The following is a 14,118-nucleotide window of genomic DNA, read 5'->3' on the forward strand; positions in this document are numbered from 1 at the left end:
CCAGGCTTTACCATTACGCCATAGCCAATTCACGATCAATAATCCCCTGCACCGCACCGTCCGCCTGCCAGCGGGTCAGCATCTCAACAAGCTGGTGATAGCGCTGTTCATTACCCCGGGGTACGCAGATCGCCTGATGTATCTGACCGAAATTATCGGGCAGAACCCGATATCCAGAGTGCGCGGCAGATGTGCGCTCCAGCGGCTGGCGAATTCCCGCCGCCATGTCCCCCTCCCCCTGCAGAAACGCATCAATGGCGGCCTGGGATGAGGCGAGCCGGTTGAGGGTGGCATGCTGCAGGTATCGGGTCAGATGCAGATCGTATGCCGCCCCCTTACCGACGTTGATCACAACCCCTGGCTTATCCATCTGTTCAACGCTCTGCCACGAACTCCCTTCGTGAACCAGCACCGTGCCCTGAATGGTGATATAGGGCTGAGTAAACTGCAGGATCGTCTCCCGCTGCGGGTCCACCGCCAGAAAGGCGATGTCCCAGTAATCCTTCTGCGCATCCTCCACCACCTTTCCGGCGGCCGGGTAGGTTTTTAGCTGCGCGCTGCAGCCCAGCTCCGCGGCTATCTTACGCGCCAGCTGGACCGTTATTCCGCCGGGACTGCCGTCCGGTAGCTCCCTTGCCAGAACAGCATTGCCCAGATTAATAGCAAAACGCAGGTTTTTAGTGACTGACATGAGGCTCCTCCGCAAGTCGCTCAGGTTCATGATTATCAGTGTCAAAACTCAGACGCTGGATTTTCCCTGCGACGAATAAATAACAGCACAGATTCAGGAACGCACAGACGCCAACGAAGATAAGCGCCCCGTTAAATGAGCCGGTGTCTTTAATAATGTAGGCGATAATAATCGGCGTGAAGATCCCGGAAATATTACCGATCATATTGAACAGTCCGCCGCTCAGGCCAATCGCCTCTTTTGGCGAGAAGTCGGAGACCACGCACCACCCCATCGCCCCGAACCCTTTGCCGAAAAAGGCCAGCGACATGATTGCCACCACAATCCACGCCGAGTCGACGTAGTTACAAATCACCATGCTCACTGCCAGCAGCATGCCGATCACAATCGGCGTTTTACGCGCCGCAGAGAGGCTAAAGCCGCGCGAGAGCATGTAATCGGACAACACGCCGCCCAGCAGCGCCCCCGCACAGCCGCACAGGGCGGGTAACGAGGCCACAAACCCGGCTTTGAGAATGGTCATGCCGCGATCGTGAACCAGGTAAACGGGAAACCAGGTCAGGAAGAAGTACGAGAGCACGGTAAAGAAGAACTGCCCCATATAGACGCCGAGCGCCAGGCGGTTAGTCAGCAGCTTGCGGGTATAACCTTTGCCCGCGCTGTCACCTTTTTTCGCGGCCTTAAGGTTGGTCAGCCCTCCGCCCGACTGGATATAATCCAGCTCCGCGCTGTTCACCAGCGGGTGAACCTTCGGCGTGTCGGCAAGCACCCGGTGCATCAACAGGGAGACCAGAATGCCCAGCCCGCCCATAAACCAGAATACCGATTCCCAGCCGTAACTATAAGAAAACCAGCCCATTAAGGGTAAAAAGACCACCAACGCAAAGTACTGTGCCGCCGTGGTAAACCCGGACGCTTTACCGCGTTCACGTGCCGGGAACCAGGCGGCAAGAAAGCGGGAGTTGGCAGGCAGGGTCGGTGCTTCAATCAACCCCATCATAAAGATAAAGCCGAAGATCATGATCCGGGTGACCCAGACGTTATCAAACGAGGTGCTGAACCCCACCAGGAAAACAAACAGCGACCAGGTAAAGACGCCGGTCACCAGCACCCGTTTGGAGCCGAAACGATCGAGCAGCCACCCGCCGGGATACTGGCCCAGCACGTAAGCCCAGGTGAACGTCGATATCAGGTAGCCCAGCGCCACAATATCAAGGCCAGCGGCGTTAACCATATCGGTACCGGCAATGGAGAACGTGGCGCGATCGCCATGATTTAACGCGATACTCAGGAACACCATCAGCAAAATCATATAGCGATAGTGCGTGGGTTTCTTTTTAGATGAAGCAGAGTCAGGTGTTGTCATTCTTTTCGGCCTTATCACGAAGACGAAGAGTTAAATCCGTAAAGGTCTGCCGGGTTGTGCACAAACAGACGGTGCCGGACCCGGTCGTTATTTGCCCAGTGCGCAATGCGCGAGAGGATCAGCGCGTCGTCGGGCATGTTTTTATTGGCGCTGATGAGATTCGGGTGCGGCCAGTCGCTGCCCCACACCACCCGCTCGGTGGCATCAAAGAGAAAACCTTTAATTATTCCCGCCATATCAGACACATCATCCCGCTGCGACTGATGGTAAAGGGCGGAGAGTTTGACCCAGCAACGTCCCGAATCGATAAGCTCCCAGGCCAGTTTCCATGCCGGATGGGAGAGCGGTTCCGGCTGCGGCAGGCGAAAGAAATGGTCGATGACCAGCCTGCCCGGAACCTGCTTCAGCACGGACCGCAGGGCCCAGAGCCGATCGGCGCTGGCATGAACCTGCACATGCCAGCCGCGCTCCGCCACCCGGGCGGCCAACGGCAGCAGCATCTCCGGCGTGGTGATACTCCCGGCAGCAAAATTGAAGCGAATGCCGGTCACCCCGGCGTCGGCAAGGGTGTCCAGCTCCGCGTCGCTGACCGACGGCGTCACCACCGCCTCGCCGCGCGCGTTCTCCCCAAAGGCCTTCAGGGCATCGAGTAAGCAGCGGTTATCCGCCCCGTAGGAAGACGGCTGTACCAGCACGTGGCGCGTAAAACCGAGCCATGACTGGAAAGCCCGATAATCATTCACCCTGGCATCAGGGAGGTTGCGTTCATCATCCGGCGCCCAGGGGTAACGCCGGTCAAAAATATGATGATGGCAGTCGCAGCTGTTGGCAGGTAACAGGAGATCCGGCGCAGAGGATATGCGGCTGTATTTAATCTGCGTCTCTTTATGATTATTCACGGCGGTGCCTTACTTCATCATCCGCTTTAATTTATGCACGGCGGACTGCGGGCTACTGAATACCGCGCAGGAGACGGCGGAACTCACCTCCTGCCAGGCGATCTCCATCGAGAAATGGGCCAGCAGGATCGCATCAGCCCCCTGATGTTGCCGCGCCGCCTCGACGATGAGCTGGTTATGCAGGCTGGCATTTCCTGCGTTCAGGGCATCACGCGCGCCGGGCACCACGTAGCTTTGCAGCCTGGCGTCCACCTGGCGGGCAGAAGCCAGAGCGCTGAACTCCTCCTCCATCCCTTTTACGGCGGGCGCGAAGGTCGCCAGCATCACGATATTGCGCCCCTTCGCCAGGGCATCCTCGAACATCGCCTCGTTAGGCTTGAGCACCGGCAGAGAAACGACTTGCGCGCTGGACTCAATGGCGGCCCCGAACGCCGAGCAGGTAAACAGCACTGCGGCGGCATCAATGCTGACGGCATACTCCACCAGCGCGTGAATACGCTGATGCAGGCGCGGGGTCAGGGTTGGCTCTTTGGCCCGATCGACGCTTAAGGCATCGTCGAGCAGATTGCTGATTTCTGCTTCAGGCCACAGGTTCCTGAAGGTGTCGTTGATCGGCGCGACGGCCAGGGGCGTGGCGTGGATCAGGACAATACGTTGGCTCATGGTGCTCTCCGGAAAACGGGCTGCCCGCAACGAGGGCAGCCGCAAATCATGCTCAGGAGCGAATAGCCGCTGCCACTTTTTCTGCAAAGGCTTTGGTGCCGCAGGTGCCGCCCAGATCCGGCGTGCGGGTTGCCGGGTTCTCCAGCACTTCGTCCACCGCACGGCCGATCTCGTCCGCCGCTTTGAGGAATTTCGGCTGGTTGTGCTTCTCGGCATACCAGGCCAGCATCATCGCTGCGGAGAGGATCATCGACACCGGGTTGGCTTTATCCTGGTTCTGAATATCCGGCGCGGAACCGTGCTGCGCCTGAGCGCAGCAGTGGGTATCGCTGGCCATGATAGAGCCCGCCAGGCCGAGGCTGCCGGAGAGTTCGCTTGCCAGATCGCTGATGATGTCGCCATAGAAGTTAGTAGCCACTAACACATCGAAGCGTTCCGGGTTACGCACCAGGTGCGCGGTGGAGGCGTCCACCAGCAGATCGTCGAGCTGCACTTCCGGGAACTCTTTTGCCACCGTGCGCACGGCTTCGAGGAACAGGCCGTCGGTCATATGGAAGCTGTTGGCTTTGTGAATAGCGGTCACTTTTTTCTTACGCTGCATTGCCAGCTCAAAGGCTTTACGGGCAATACGCTCAGAGCAGTGACGGGTGATTTTGCGCGTGGACAGGGCCATATCCGGGCTTGGCATGACCTCCCCCCAACCGCGGGTCATGTTACGGTCCGGATAAAACCCTTCCGTGGCCTCGCGCATAATCACCAGATCCATGGTTTTGCCCTCTTTCATGTTCGACGTCAGGAAAGGACGCGTCCGTGCCGGGCGAACGTTGGCATACAGATCCAGACCGATACGGAAGCCCGCCGAGACGTTGCGACCGCCCTTTTCCGGTGCCGGATAATCTGCGTGTGACTGGGTGCCCAGGATAATGCCATCGTAGGTTTTCGCTCTGTCTAACGACTCCTGACGCAGCGTGGTGCCGTATTTCTCCAGGCTGGTGAAACCCACCTCTTCGTAATCAAATTCAAAATCCAGGCCGAAGGCTTTATCCAGTGAATTCAGCACGGTTACCGCAGCTGAGGTGATTTCAGGGCCGATACCGTCACAAGGCAGAACCAGAATGCGCATAAAAAACTCCAGGTAGGTTGTTTGCTTTCGATTGCATTTTTATAACAATAAATGCATCTATGGCAAGGTGATGCAGATCACATTTATCCGATAAGTCTTTTGAGATTTAGCATTTTCTTTACCTTTCATATACTTGCAAGCAGCAATTTTTTGCGTCTTAAATGCCTGCAACTTCTGGATGCAACCGGGAGGTAGCACTTTGGGACACAGTGTCGCAAATTGACCCAAAATGTGATCTTAACCACGTTTTAACAATCACCACATTTGCATTTATATATACATAAAAGCAATATAGCGACATCAACGGGTTTGTGAGGAATGAACATGACTAAGTTAGGCGTCATCGCCGACGACTTTACCGGGGCAACCGACATTGCCAGTTTTATGGTCAACGCAGGCTGGAAAGTGGTGCTCTTTAATGGCGTGCCCACCGATGGCTTCGACGCGCAGGACACCGACGCCATTGTCATTGCCCTGAAGAGCCGTTCGATTCCGGTCAACGACGCGGTGGAGTTGTCCTTAGCGGCCTCGGCGTGGCTGAAGGCGCAGGGGTGCCAGCGCCAGCTCTTCAAATATTGCTCGACCTTTGACTCCACCGCCCAGGGCAATATCGGCCCGGTGACCGATGCGCTGATGAAGTTTCTGGATACTCCAGCTACCCTGATCTGCCCTGCGGTACCGGATAACGGTCGCACCATCGTGCACGGCCACCTGTTCGTGAAGGGTGAGCTGCTGAATGAGAGCGGCATGGAGCACCATCCCGTCACGCCGATGAAGCACGCCTCCCTGAAGAAGCTGATGGAAGCGCAGTCTGTCGGGCTGTGCGGGCTGATCAATCTCGATACGGTGAAAAACCATCCCGCCGCACTGGCAGCGGAGATGGAAAAACAGCGGGCGAACCGGGCCCGCTACTTCATTTTCGACGTGCTCGATAACCAAGATCTGCTGACCGTCGCCAGCGCCACGTCGCACTTCCCGCTGGTGACGGGCGCGGCCGGGCTGGGTTACGCCATCGCCACCCTTGATAAACAGCATGCCGGAACCGCAAAACAGACGATGCAGGTCAAGGCCAGCGGCGCGGGGGTGGTGCTTTCCGGCAGCTGTTCAGCGATGACCAATCAGCAGGTAGATTTCTACCAGCAACGCGCCTCGTCCCTGGCGCTGGATGTGGAAAAGATCATTCACGACCCGGCGTATCTGGAAAGCGTCTCGCAATGGGTCATCACCCGTGGCGGTGAACCGCTGGCCCCGATGGTCTACGCCACCCAGCCGCCGCAAATCATCGAGCTTATCCAGAAACACTACGGCGCGGCGTTCGTCAGCGACAGGATCGAAACCTTCTTCGCATCGCTGGCCCGGACGCTTGCCCGGGCTGGCTTTAACAAGTTTATCGTCGCGGGGGGCGAGACCTCCGGCGCGGTGACTCAGGGTCTGAACATTGAGGGGATGATCATTGGCGAGCCTGTGGCACCCGGGGTGCCCTGGACCCAGGTCCTCAACAAACCGCAGTGGGTGATCCTCAAATCCGGCAACTTTGGCAGCCAGGATTTCTTTCAGAAAGCACAGGAACATTATGATGAGTGAACAACAGTTAAGAGAAGAGATGGTGCGCTATGCCCGTTCCATGTTTGAGCGCGGCTACAGCAGCGGCGGCGCGGGCAATATCAGCCTGAAACTCCCGGACGGCACGATTCTGGCGACCCCCACCAACTCCAGCTTTGGCGATCTTGTTGCGGACGAGCTGAGTAAAGTCACCATGGAGGGGGAACAGATTTCGGGTCAGAAGGCCTCGAAAGAGGTACTGATGCACCTGGCGATGTATCGTCAGCGCCCGCAGTGCGGCGGCATTGTTCATCTGCATTCGCCGTGGCTCACCGCCCTGTCGTGCCTGCCGGGCATTGATCCTGAAAACGCCCTGCCGCCGATCACCCCCTATTACGTGATGCGTGTCGGCAAACTGCCCGTCGTACCCTACATTCGCCCGGGTTCACCGCTGATCGCCGAGCATGTCGAAAAACTGGCGGCGGAACATAACGCCATTCTGCTCGCCAGTCACGGCCCAATTATTTCCGGCAAGACACTTCGCGAGGCGGTATTTAACGCCGAAGAGCTGGAAGAGACGGCTAAACTCTATTTCATGCTCAAGCCATTTGGGATGAATACCCTGACTCAGGAAAACGTCGACGAGCTTAACGCCACTTTTAATATGAAATAATAAAATTTCCCTGCGTTATTCCTCGCGCAGGGGATCCCCACAATAAATAGCGGCACGGTCGGCTCCCTCTCCTCTTTGGGGAGAGGGCTGGGGTGAGGGGGAACATGCGACTCTGGAGGTGGTTCCGTTCACTGTATGATTTGTGCTTCTCTGTCAGCCGCGTCACCCGTGAACGTGCTAAGTGGGCTCGCCGCCGCCCCCTTAGCAATCCCGGCTCCCGGCCAGGAAAATCGCCGCTTCGCGGTACACTCAGCTTATTCCCGCAGGCTTTCGGGTCGGGGGCGATCCTACATCCATGTAGGTCGCCCCCTCTCGGCGCATCCATGCGCCTCGCCCAGGCCTGCGGTCAACGCTTCGTCGATTTTCAGCCGGACCAAGGCACCGCTATAAGCCATTAATTATCCTGAAATTATTTTATCGCATTAAGAATACGAAAATTACTGGGGGTTCTTCAACACCATTGCGGTCGCAAAGTCTGGGTCATGAGCGTTTGCGCCCTTCTCGCCGCGCTGGTACCCGGGATTACTCCGCTGTAATACGGCAAAACAGGGGCGGATAACTCTCTGCCTTTTTTTGCCTCCTTTTTTTCATCATATTCTTAATACCGCCCCGCCTCTTTTCCATAAAAACTCCATATTCCCTCCATTATTAAAATCCGGAAATATTCATTCGTTATGTAAATAAAAAAAGCCTTTCCAATTCGCTCCTGAAATGCATAATGAGAACGATCATTCTCACTTTTACAGGATTGCCCTGATGAGCACGAAACTGGAACAACGCCAGAAACAGCGGCAGGACGAGATCATTACGGCTGCCCGCCGCTGCTTTCGATCCAGCGGGTTTCACGCCGCCAGCATGTCGCAAATCGCCGGAGAAGCGCAGCTGAGCGTCGGGCAAATCTACCGTTATTTCAGCAACAAAGACGCCATTATCGAAGAGATGATCCGGCGTATCATCGACTCGCGCATCGAGGAGATGCAGGGGAAAACGCTGGTTGAAGGGATGCCGCAGATGCTCGCCTGGCGACAAACCCTCAACGAAGATGACGATGCGCTCATGCTCGAGATGTCCGCCGAGGCCACGCGCAACCCGCAGGTTGCCGCCATGCTGAAAGAGGCCGAGGCGCGGATGTTTGCCAACGCCTGCGAGCACCTCAAAAAGCAGTTCCCTCACCTGAGCGATGACCATATTCGCTGCTGCGTGGAAATTACCGCGGTGATGATCGAGGGGACAATTTACCGTCGATTAACTCCGTTAAAAGTGCCGTCAGAACAATTAGAGCCCATTTATCAGGATATTTTAAATATGCTTTTCTCTGCTAAGTAATCGCATGTAAATAATCAGCCGTACCCGATTATTTCCTTATTTTCATTTCCGGCACTGCCGGAGATGCGGCATCGCTGTGCCTTTAATCAGTCCTCCACCCTGTTAAGCCATTAACAGGGCTGGCTTCGTTCACCCTGGAAAAAGATTATGAAAACCATAATAACCCCCATCGCGGCATTACTCCTCCTGACCGGGTGCGATGATGCACAAACATCTGCTCCCCCACCTCCCCTGCCGGAAGTGGGGATTGTCACCCTGATGAGCCAGCCGGTTCCCGTCGTCAGCGAACTGACCGGCCGCACCACCGCCGCCATGAGCGCCGAAGTGCGCCCGCAGGTGGGCGGCATTATCCAGAAACGGCTCTTCACCGAAGGCGATACCGTCAAAGCCGGACAGGCGCTGTATCAGATTGATCCCTCCAGCTACCGCGCCGCATTTGATGAAGCCGCGGCCGCGCTGAAACAGGCGCAGGCGCTGGTGCAGGCCGACTGCCAGAAAGCCCAACGCTATGCCCAACTGGTGAAAGACGACGGCGTGTCGCGCCAGGACGCGGAAGACGCAAAATCCACCTGCGCGCAGGACAAGGCCAGCGTGGCGTCGAAGCGAGCGGCCCAGGAGAGCGCCCGCATTAACCTCAACTGGACCACCGTCACCGCACCCATTGCCGGGCGCATCGGCATCTCCTCCGTGACGCCCGGCGCGCTGGTCACCGCCCAGCAGGATACCGCCCTCGCGACCGTTCGCGGCCTGGACAGCATGTACGTCGATCTCACGCGATCCAGCGCCGATCTGCTGCGCCTGCGCAGGCAAACCCTTGCCAGCAACAGCAATACGCTGAGCGTGACGTTAACCCTGGAGGACGGCAGCACCTACAGCGAAAAAGGCCGCCTGGCGCTGACCGAAGTGGCGGTGGATGAATCCACCGGCTCGGTCACCCTGCGCGCCGTCTTCCCGAACCCGCAGCATCAACTTCTGCCGGGAATGTTTGTCCGCGCCCGCGTGGACGAAGGCATTATGAATGATGCGATCCTCGCCCCGCAGCAGGGCGTTACCCGCGACGCCAAAGGCACCGCCACCGCGCTGGTGGTCAATGCCAGCAATAAGGTGGAGCAGCGCCAGCTGCAAACGGGCGACACCTACGGCGACAAATGGCTGGTGCTGAGCGGCCTGAAGGCGGGCGATAAACTGATTGTGGAAGGTACCGACAAAGTGACCGCCGGGCAGGAAGTGAAAGCCGAAGAGATGAAAACCACCGGAGGAGACGCCTGATGTTTTCCCGTTTCTTCGTGCGTCGTCCGGTCTTTGCCTGGGTGATCGCCATTCTGATCATGCTCGCCGGGATGCTGGCGATCCGCACCCTGCCGGTGGCGCAGTACCCGGACGTTGCCCCGCCGTCGATCAAAATCTCCGCCACCTATACCGGTGCCTCTGCGCAAACCCTGGAGAACAGCGTCACCCAGGTGATTGAGCAGCAGCTGACCGGGCTGGATAACCTGCTCTACTTCAGCTCCACCAGCAGCTCGGACGGCTCGGTGAGCATTAACGTCACCTTCGAACAGGGAACCGACCCGGATACCGCCCAGGTGCAGGTGCAGAACAAGGTTCAGCAGGCGGAATCGCGCCTGCCGACCGAGGTGCAGCAGTCCGGCATTACCGTTGAAAAATCCCAGAGCAACTTCCTGCTGATCATGGGGGTGTACGACAAAACCGATACCGCCAGCAGCTCGGATATCGCCGACTGGCTGGTGAGCAACATGCAGGATCCGCTGGCACGCGTGGAAGGCGTCGGCAGCCTGCAGGTGTTCGGCGCGGAATACGCCATGCGCATCTGGCTCGACCCGGCGAAGCTGGCCTCTTACGCCCTGATGCCCTCCGACGTGCAGAGCGCGATTGAAGCGCAAAACGTGCAGGTCTCTGCCGGGAAGATCGGCGCCCTGCCTTCGTCGAACGCACAGCAGCTGACCGCCACGGTGCGCGCCCAGTCGCGCCTGCAGACGGTGGATCAGTTTAAAAACATCATCGTCAAGAGCCAGGCCAGCGGCGCGGTCGTGCGCATCGGCGACGTGGCGCGGGTGGAGATGGGCAGCGAAGACTACACCGCCACCGCGAAGCTGAACGGCCACCCGGCAGCGGGGATGGCCGTAATGCTTTCTCCGGGCGCGAACGCGCTTAATACCGCCACGGCGGTGAAAGACAAAATCGCCGAATTCAAAAAGTCGATGCCGGAAGGCTACGACGTGGCCTACCCGAAAGACAGTACAGAGTTCATCAAGATCTCAGTTGAGGACGTGATCCAGACCCTGTTCGAAGCCATTATCCTGGTGGTCGTGGTGATGTACCTGTTCCTGCAGAACATCCGCGCGACGCTGATCCCGGCGCTGGCGGTCCCAGTGGTCCTGTTGGGCACCTTCGGCGTGCTGGCGCTGTTCGGCTACTCCATCAACACCCTGACGCTGTTTGCGATGGTGCTGGCGATAGGCCTGCTGGTGGATGACGCCATCGTGGTGGTGGAGAACGTCGAGCGTATTATGCGTGACGAAGGGCTGCCTGCCCGGGAAGCGACCGAAAAATCGATGGGCGAAATCTCCGGCGCGCTGGTCGCCATTGCGCTGGTGCTCTCGGCGGTCTTCCTGCCGATGGCCTTCTTCGGCGGTTCGACCGGTGTAATCTACCGTCAGTTTTCGGTCACCATTATCTCGGCGATGATCCTCTCCGTGGTGGTAGCGCTGACCCTGACCCCCGCGCTTTGCGGCGCGATCCTGAGCCACACCACACCGCATAAAAAAGGCTTCTTCGGCGCCTTTAACCGCTTCTACGGCAGGACCGAACACGGCTATCAGAACAAGGTCCTGCGCGGCCTGCGTCGTTCCGGCGGCATGCTTGTGGTCTACGCCCTGCTCTGCGGCGCGATGGGCGTGGCGATGCTGAAACTGCCGGGCAGCTTCCTGCCCACGGAGGACCAGGGTGAAATCATGGTGCAGTACACCCTGCCCGCGGGTGCCACGGCAGTCCGAACCGCCGAGGTCAGCCGCCAGGTGCGCGAGTGGTTCCTCACCAAAGAGAAAGCCAACACCGACGTTATCTTCACCGTCGAGGGTTTCAGCTTTAGCGGCAGCGGCCAGAACGCCGGGATGGCCTTTGTCTCCCTGAAAAACTGGTCCGAGCGTCAGGGCGACGAGAACACCGCCCAGGCGATTGCCCTGCGTGCCACCCGGGAGCTGAGCACCATCCGGGATGCCAGCATCTTTGCCATGACGCCCCCGGCGGTTGACGGTCTGGGTCAGAGCAATGGCTTTACCTTTGAGCTGATGGCGACCGGCAATACCGATCGCGACACCCTGCTGAAGATGCGTAACCAGCTGATTGGCCAGGCCAACCAGCAGAGCACCCTGCAGGCGGTGCGCGCCAACGATCTGCCCCAGATGCCACAGCTGCAGGTGGATATTGACAACAACAAAGCCGTGTCGCTGGGGCTCTCCCTGAGCGACGTCACCAGCACCCTCTCCAGCGCCTGGGGCGGCACCTACGTGAATGACTTTATCGATCGCGGGCGCGTGAAAAAGGTCTACATCCAGGGCGACAGCGATGCCCGCGCCGTACCGACAGATCTCAACAAGTGGTATGTGCGCGGCAGCGACAGCAGCATGACCCCGTTCTCCGCCTTCGCCACCACCCGCTGGGAGTATGGCCCGGAGAGCCTGGTGCGTTACAACGGTTCGGCGGCGTATGAGATCCAGGGCGAAAACGCCAGCGGCGCCAGTTCCGGCACCGCCATGAGCCAGATGGAGCAGCTGGCGAACAGCCTGCCGTCCGGCACCACCTGGGCGTGGAGCGGCCTGTCATTGCAGGAAAAACTGGCCAGCGGCCAGGCGATGAGCCTGTATGCCCTCTCCATCATGGTGGTGTTCCTCTGCCTGGCGGCGCTGTATGAGAGCTGGTCGGTGCCGATTTCGGTCATCCTGGTGATCCCGCTTGGGGTGCTGGGCGCGGCGCTTGCCGCCTCGCTGCGCGGCCTGAACAACGACGTCTACTTCCAGGTGGCGCTGCTGACCACCATTGGCCTGTCGTCGAAAAACGCCATCCTGATTGTGGAGTTCGCCGAAGCCAAAGTCGCCGAAGGCTACTCCCTCACCCGCGCCGCCCTGCGTGCCGCCCAGACGCGTCTGCGTCCCATCATCATGACCTCGCTGGCGTTTATCGCGGGCGTGACGCCACTGGCGATTGCCACCGGTGCCGGGGCCAACAGCCGCGTGGCGATCGGGACCGGCATCATCGGCGGGACCCTGGCCGCCACGCTGCTGGCGATCTTCTTCGTTCCTTTATTTTTTGTACTGGTGAAACGTCTGTTCTCCGGTAAACACGCAAACCGGAGGTCATAATGTTTCGTGTATCTGTTTTAGTTCTGGCCCTGCTGAGCGCAGGCTGTGTGTCGTTAGATCCCACTTATCAGCGCCCGGCCGCCCCCGTCCCGGCCACCCTGCCCGGCACCCACGGCGAGGCCACCGTGGTGGTCAGCCAGTGGCAGCAGGTGATGAACGATGCCCGCCTGAAAAGCGTGGTGACGATGGCGCTCAACAGCAACCGCGACCTGCAAAAAGCGATTGCCGACATCGATGCCGCCCGCGCCCAGTATGGCGAAACGCGTTCATCCCTCTTCCCGACGCTGGATGCCGGGCTGAGCCATACCCGCAGCCGCACGCTGGCGGGCGGCGTGACCACCAGCGATGAAGCCAACGGTACGGTCTCCAGCTTTGAACTGGATCTGTTTGGCCGTAACCAGAGCCTGTCCCGCGCCGCGCGGGAGACCTGGCTTGCCAGCGAGTTCACCGCCCAGAACACCCGCCTGACGATGGTCAGCGAACTGACCACCGCCTGGGTGACGCTGGCGGCGGATAACAGCAACCTGGCGCTGGCGAAATCCACCCAGCAGAGCGCCGCGAACTCGCTCAAAATCGTCAAACGCCAGCAGGAGGTCGGCGTAGCGGCGGCCACGGACGTCAGCTCCGCCATGGCGGTATACCAGCAGGCGCGCGCCAGCGTGGCGAGCTACCAAACGCAGGTGATGCAGGACAAAAACGCCCTCAACCTGCTGGCGGGCGACACCGTGCCGGACAACCTGCTGCCCGGCACCCTGGAGAGTCTGAGCGACAACGCCATCACGCTGATCCCGGCGGGGGTCAGCTCCGGCACGCTGCTGCGTCGCCCGGATATTCAGGAGGCGGAGCATAACCTGCTGAGCGCCAACGCCAGCATCGGTGCCGCGCGGGCTAACTTCTTCCCGACCATCTCGCTGACCGCCAGCGCCGGGGTCGGCAGCGATTCGCTCTCCTCTCTGTTCAGCCACGGGATGCAGGTCTGGTCGTTCGCGCCGTCCATCACCCTGCCGCTGTTCAGCGGCGGCAACAACATGGCGCAGCTGCGCTACGCCGAAGCGGAGAAGAAGGGGCTGATCGCCACTTACGAGAAAACGATTCAGAGCGCCTTTAAGGACGTGGCCGACGCGCTGGCGCGCCGGGAAACCCTGAGCGAGCAGCTTGATGCCCAGCGCGAGTACGTGGCGGCAGAGCAAAAAACGCTGGATGTAGCGACCCGTAGCTATCAGGCGGGAGCGGGAGATTACCTGACGGTACTGACCGCACGGCGCTCGCTGTGGTCGGCCCAGTCGTCGCTGATCGCGCTACAACAGACCGACCTGGAAAACCGCATTACTCTGTGGCAGTCCCTCGGGGGCGGTATTTAGCAGGATTTGCCGGGCATGCCATCGTCGCCAGCGCCGTGCTGGCGACGAACTATGTGCGTGAGTTTGAGCCTGGTTCGGGGAGACTGGGGTGACTG

At 59.2% G+C, this 14,118-nt stretch carries 11 protein-coding genes; 6 read left to right on the forward strand and 5 right to left on the reverse strand.

Going from position 1 to position 14,118, the window contains the following annotated elements:
• Positions 1 to 13 precede the first annotated feature (13 nt).
• From ACOYA6_RS07805 to ACOYA6_RS07825, 5 genes are read right to left on the reverse strand one after another with little or no spacing between them, the layout of a single operon-like run.
• Positions 14 to 691, reverse strand: a complete 678-nt coding sequence (locus ACOYA6_RS07805) for an ABC transporter substrate-binding protein (RefSeq protein WP_138369093.1) — start codon at positions 689 to 691, stop codon at positions 14 to 16.
• Positions 678 to 2,057, reverse strand: coding sequence for an MFS transporter (locus tag ACOYA6_RS07810; RefSeq protein ID WP_138369094.1), 1,380 nt, complete (start codon positions 2,055 to 2,057; stop codon positions 678 to 680). The genes ACOYA6_RS07805 and ACOYA6_RS07810 overlap by 14 nt, the downstream gene beginning before the upstream one ends.
• Before the next feature lie 14 nt (positions 2,058 to 2,071).
• Positions 2,072 to 2,956 carry an amidohydrolase family protein gene (locus tag ACOYA6_RS07815; protein WP_422654436.1) on the reverse strand — a complete coding sequence of 295 codons (885 nt, stop codon included), beginning with the start codon at positions 2,954 to 2,956 and terminating at the stop codon, positions 2,072 to 2,074.
• Between the two features lie 9 nt (positions 2,957 to 2,965).
• A complete protein-coding gene (locus ACOYA6_RS07820; RefSeq protein ID WP_422654437.1) occupies positions 2,966 to 3,619 on the reverse strand; it encodes an arylsulfatase in 654 nt (217 codons plus the stop codon).
• Positions 3,620 to 3,671: 52 nt separating this feature from the next.
• Positions 3,672 to 4,742, reverse strand: coding sequence for an isocitrate/isopropylmalate dehydrogenase family protein (locus ACOYA6_RS07825; protein WP_039028582.1), 1,071 nt, complete (start codon positions 4,740 to 4,742; stop codon positions 3,672 to 3,674).
• Between the two features lie 324 nt (positions 4,743 to 5,066).
• On the opposite strand from ACOYA6_RS07825, the gene otnK reads away from it, so the two are divergent.
• From otnK to ACOYA6_RS07855, 6 genes are all read left to right on the forward strand, one after another.
• A complete protein-coding gene (gene otnK, locus ACOYA6_RS07830; protein WP_422654438.1) occupies positions 5,067 to 6,326 on the forward strand; it encodes a 3-oxo-tetronate kinase in 1,260 nt (419 codons plus the stop codon).
• The gene (gene otnC, locus ACOYA6_RS07835) at positions 6,319 to 6,957 is read left to right on the forward strand and encodes a 3-oxo-tetronate 4-phosphate decarboxylase (protein ID WP_422654439.1); all 639 of its coding nucleotides are present in this window, start codon (positions 6,319 to 6,321) and stop codon (positions 6,955 to 6,957) included. The genes otnK and otnC overlap by 8 nt, the downstream gene beginning before the upstream one ends.
• A gap of 756 nt (positions 6,958 to 7,713) precedes the next feature.
• Positions 7,714 to 8,283, forward strand: a complete 570-nt coding sequence (locus ACOYA6_RS07840; protein ID WP_039028579.1) for a TetR/AcrR family transcriptional regulator — start codon at positions 7,714 to 7,716, stop codon at positions 8,281 to 8,283.
• A 147-nt stretch (positions 8,284 to 8,430) separates the two neighbouring features.
• Positions 8,431 to 9,552 carry an efflux RND transporter periplasmic adaptor subunit gene (locus tag ACOYA6_RS07845; protein WP_422654440.1) on the forward strand — a complete coding sequence of 374 codons (1,122 nt, stop codon included), beginning with the start codon at positions 8,431 to 8,433 and terminating at the stop codon, positions 9,550 to 9,552.
• On the forward strand, positions 9,552 to 12,662 hold the full coding sequence (locus ACOYA6_RS07850) for an efflux RND transporter permease subunit (RefSeq protein WP_422654441.1): 3,111 nt from the start codon (positions 9,552 to 9,554) through the stop codon (positions 12,660 to 12,662). Before ACOYA6_RS07845 ends, ACOYA6_RS07850 begins: the two co-directional genes overlap by 1 nt.
• Complete coding sequence (locus ACOYA6_RS07855) at positions 12,662 to 14,023, forward strand: efflux transporter outer membrane subunit (protein WP_139565230.1); 1,362 nt, start codon at positions 12,662 to 12,664, stop codon at positions 14,021 to 14,023. Before ACOYA6_RS07850 ends, ACOYA6_RS07855 begins: the two co-directional genes overlap by 1 nt.
• Positions 14,024 to 14,118: the final 95 nt, after the last annotated feature.

The sequence above is a fragment of the Leclercia barmai genome, assembly GCF_049312895.1.
GTDB lineage: Bacteria > Pseudomonadota > Gammaproteobacteria > Enterobacterales > Enterobacteriaceae > Enterobacter > Enterobacter barmai.

Coding starts and splice junctions, on each gene's coding strand:
- ACOYA6_RS07845 (WP_422654440.1), top strand. CDS start 8,431: ATGAAAACCATAATAACCCCCATCGCGGCATTACTCCTCCTGACCGGG.
- ACOYA6_RS07825 (WP_039028582.1), bottom strand. CDS start 4,742: ATGCGCATTCTGGTTCTGCCTTGTGACGGTATCGGCCCTGAAATCACC.
- ACOYA6_RS07820 (WP_422654437.1), bottom strand. CDS start 3,619: ATGAGCCAACGTATTGTCCTGATCCACGCCACGCCCCTGGCCGTCGCG.
- ACOYA6_RS07810 (WP_138369094.1), bottom strand. CDS start 2,057: ATGACAACACCTGACTCTGCTTCATCTAAAAAGAAACCCACGCACTAT.
- ACOYA6_RS07840 (WP_039028579.1), top strand. CDS start 7,714: ATGAGCACGAAACTGGAACAACGCCAGAAACAGCGGCAGGACGAGATC.
- ACOYA6_RS07855 (WP_139565230.1), top strand. CDS start 12,662: ATGTTTCGTGTATCTGTTTTAGTTCTGGCCCTGCTGAGCGCAGGCTGT.
- ACOYA6_RS07850 (WP_422654441.1), top strand. CDS start 9,552: ATGTTTTCCCGTTTCTTCGTGCGTCGTCCGGTCTTTGCCTGGGTGATC.
- otnC (WP_422654439.1), top strand. CDS start 6,319: ATGAGTGAACAACAGTTAAGAGAAGAGATGGTGCGCTATGCCCGTTCC.
- otnK (WP_422654438.1), top strand. CDS start 5,067: ATGACTAAGTTAGGCGTCATCGCCGACGACTTTACCGGGGCAACCGAC.
- ACOYA6_RS07805 (WP_138369093.1), bottom strand. CDS start 691: ATGTCAGTCACTAAAAACCTGCGTTTTGCTATTAATCTGGGCAATGCT.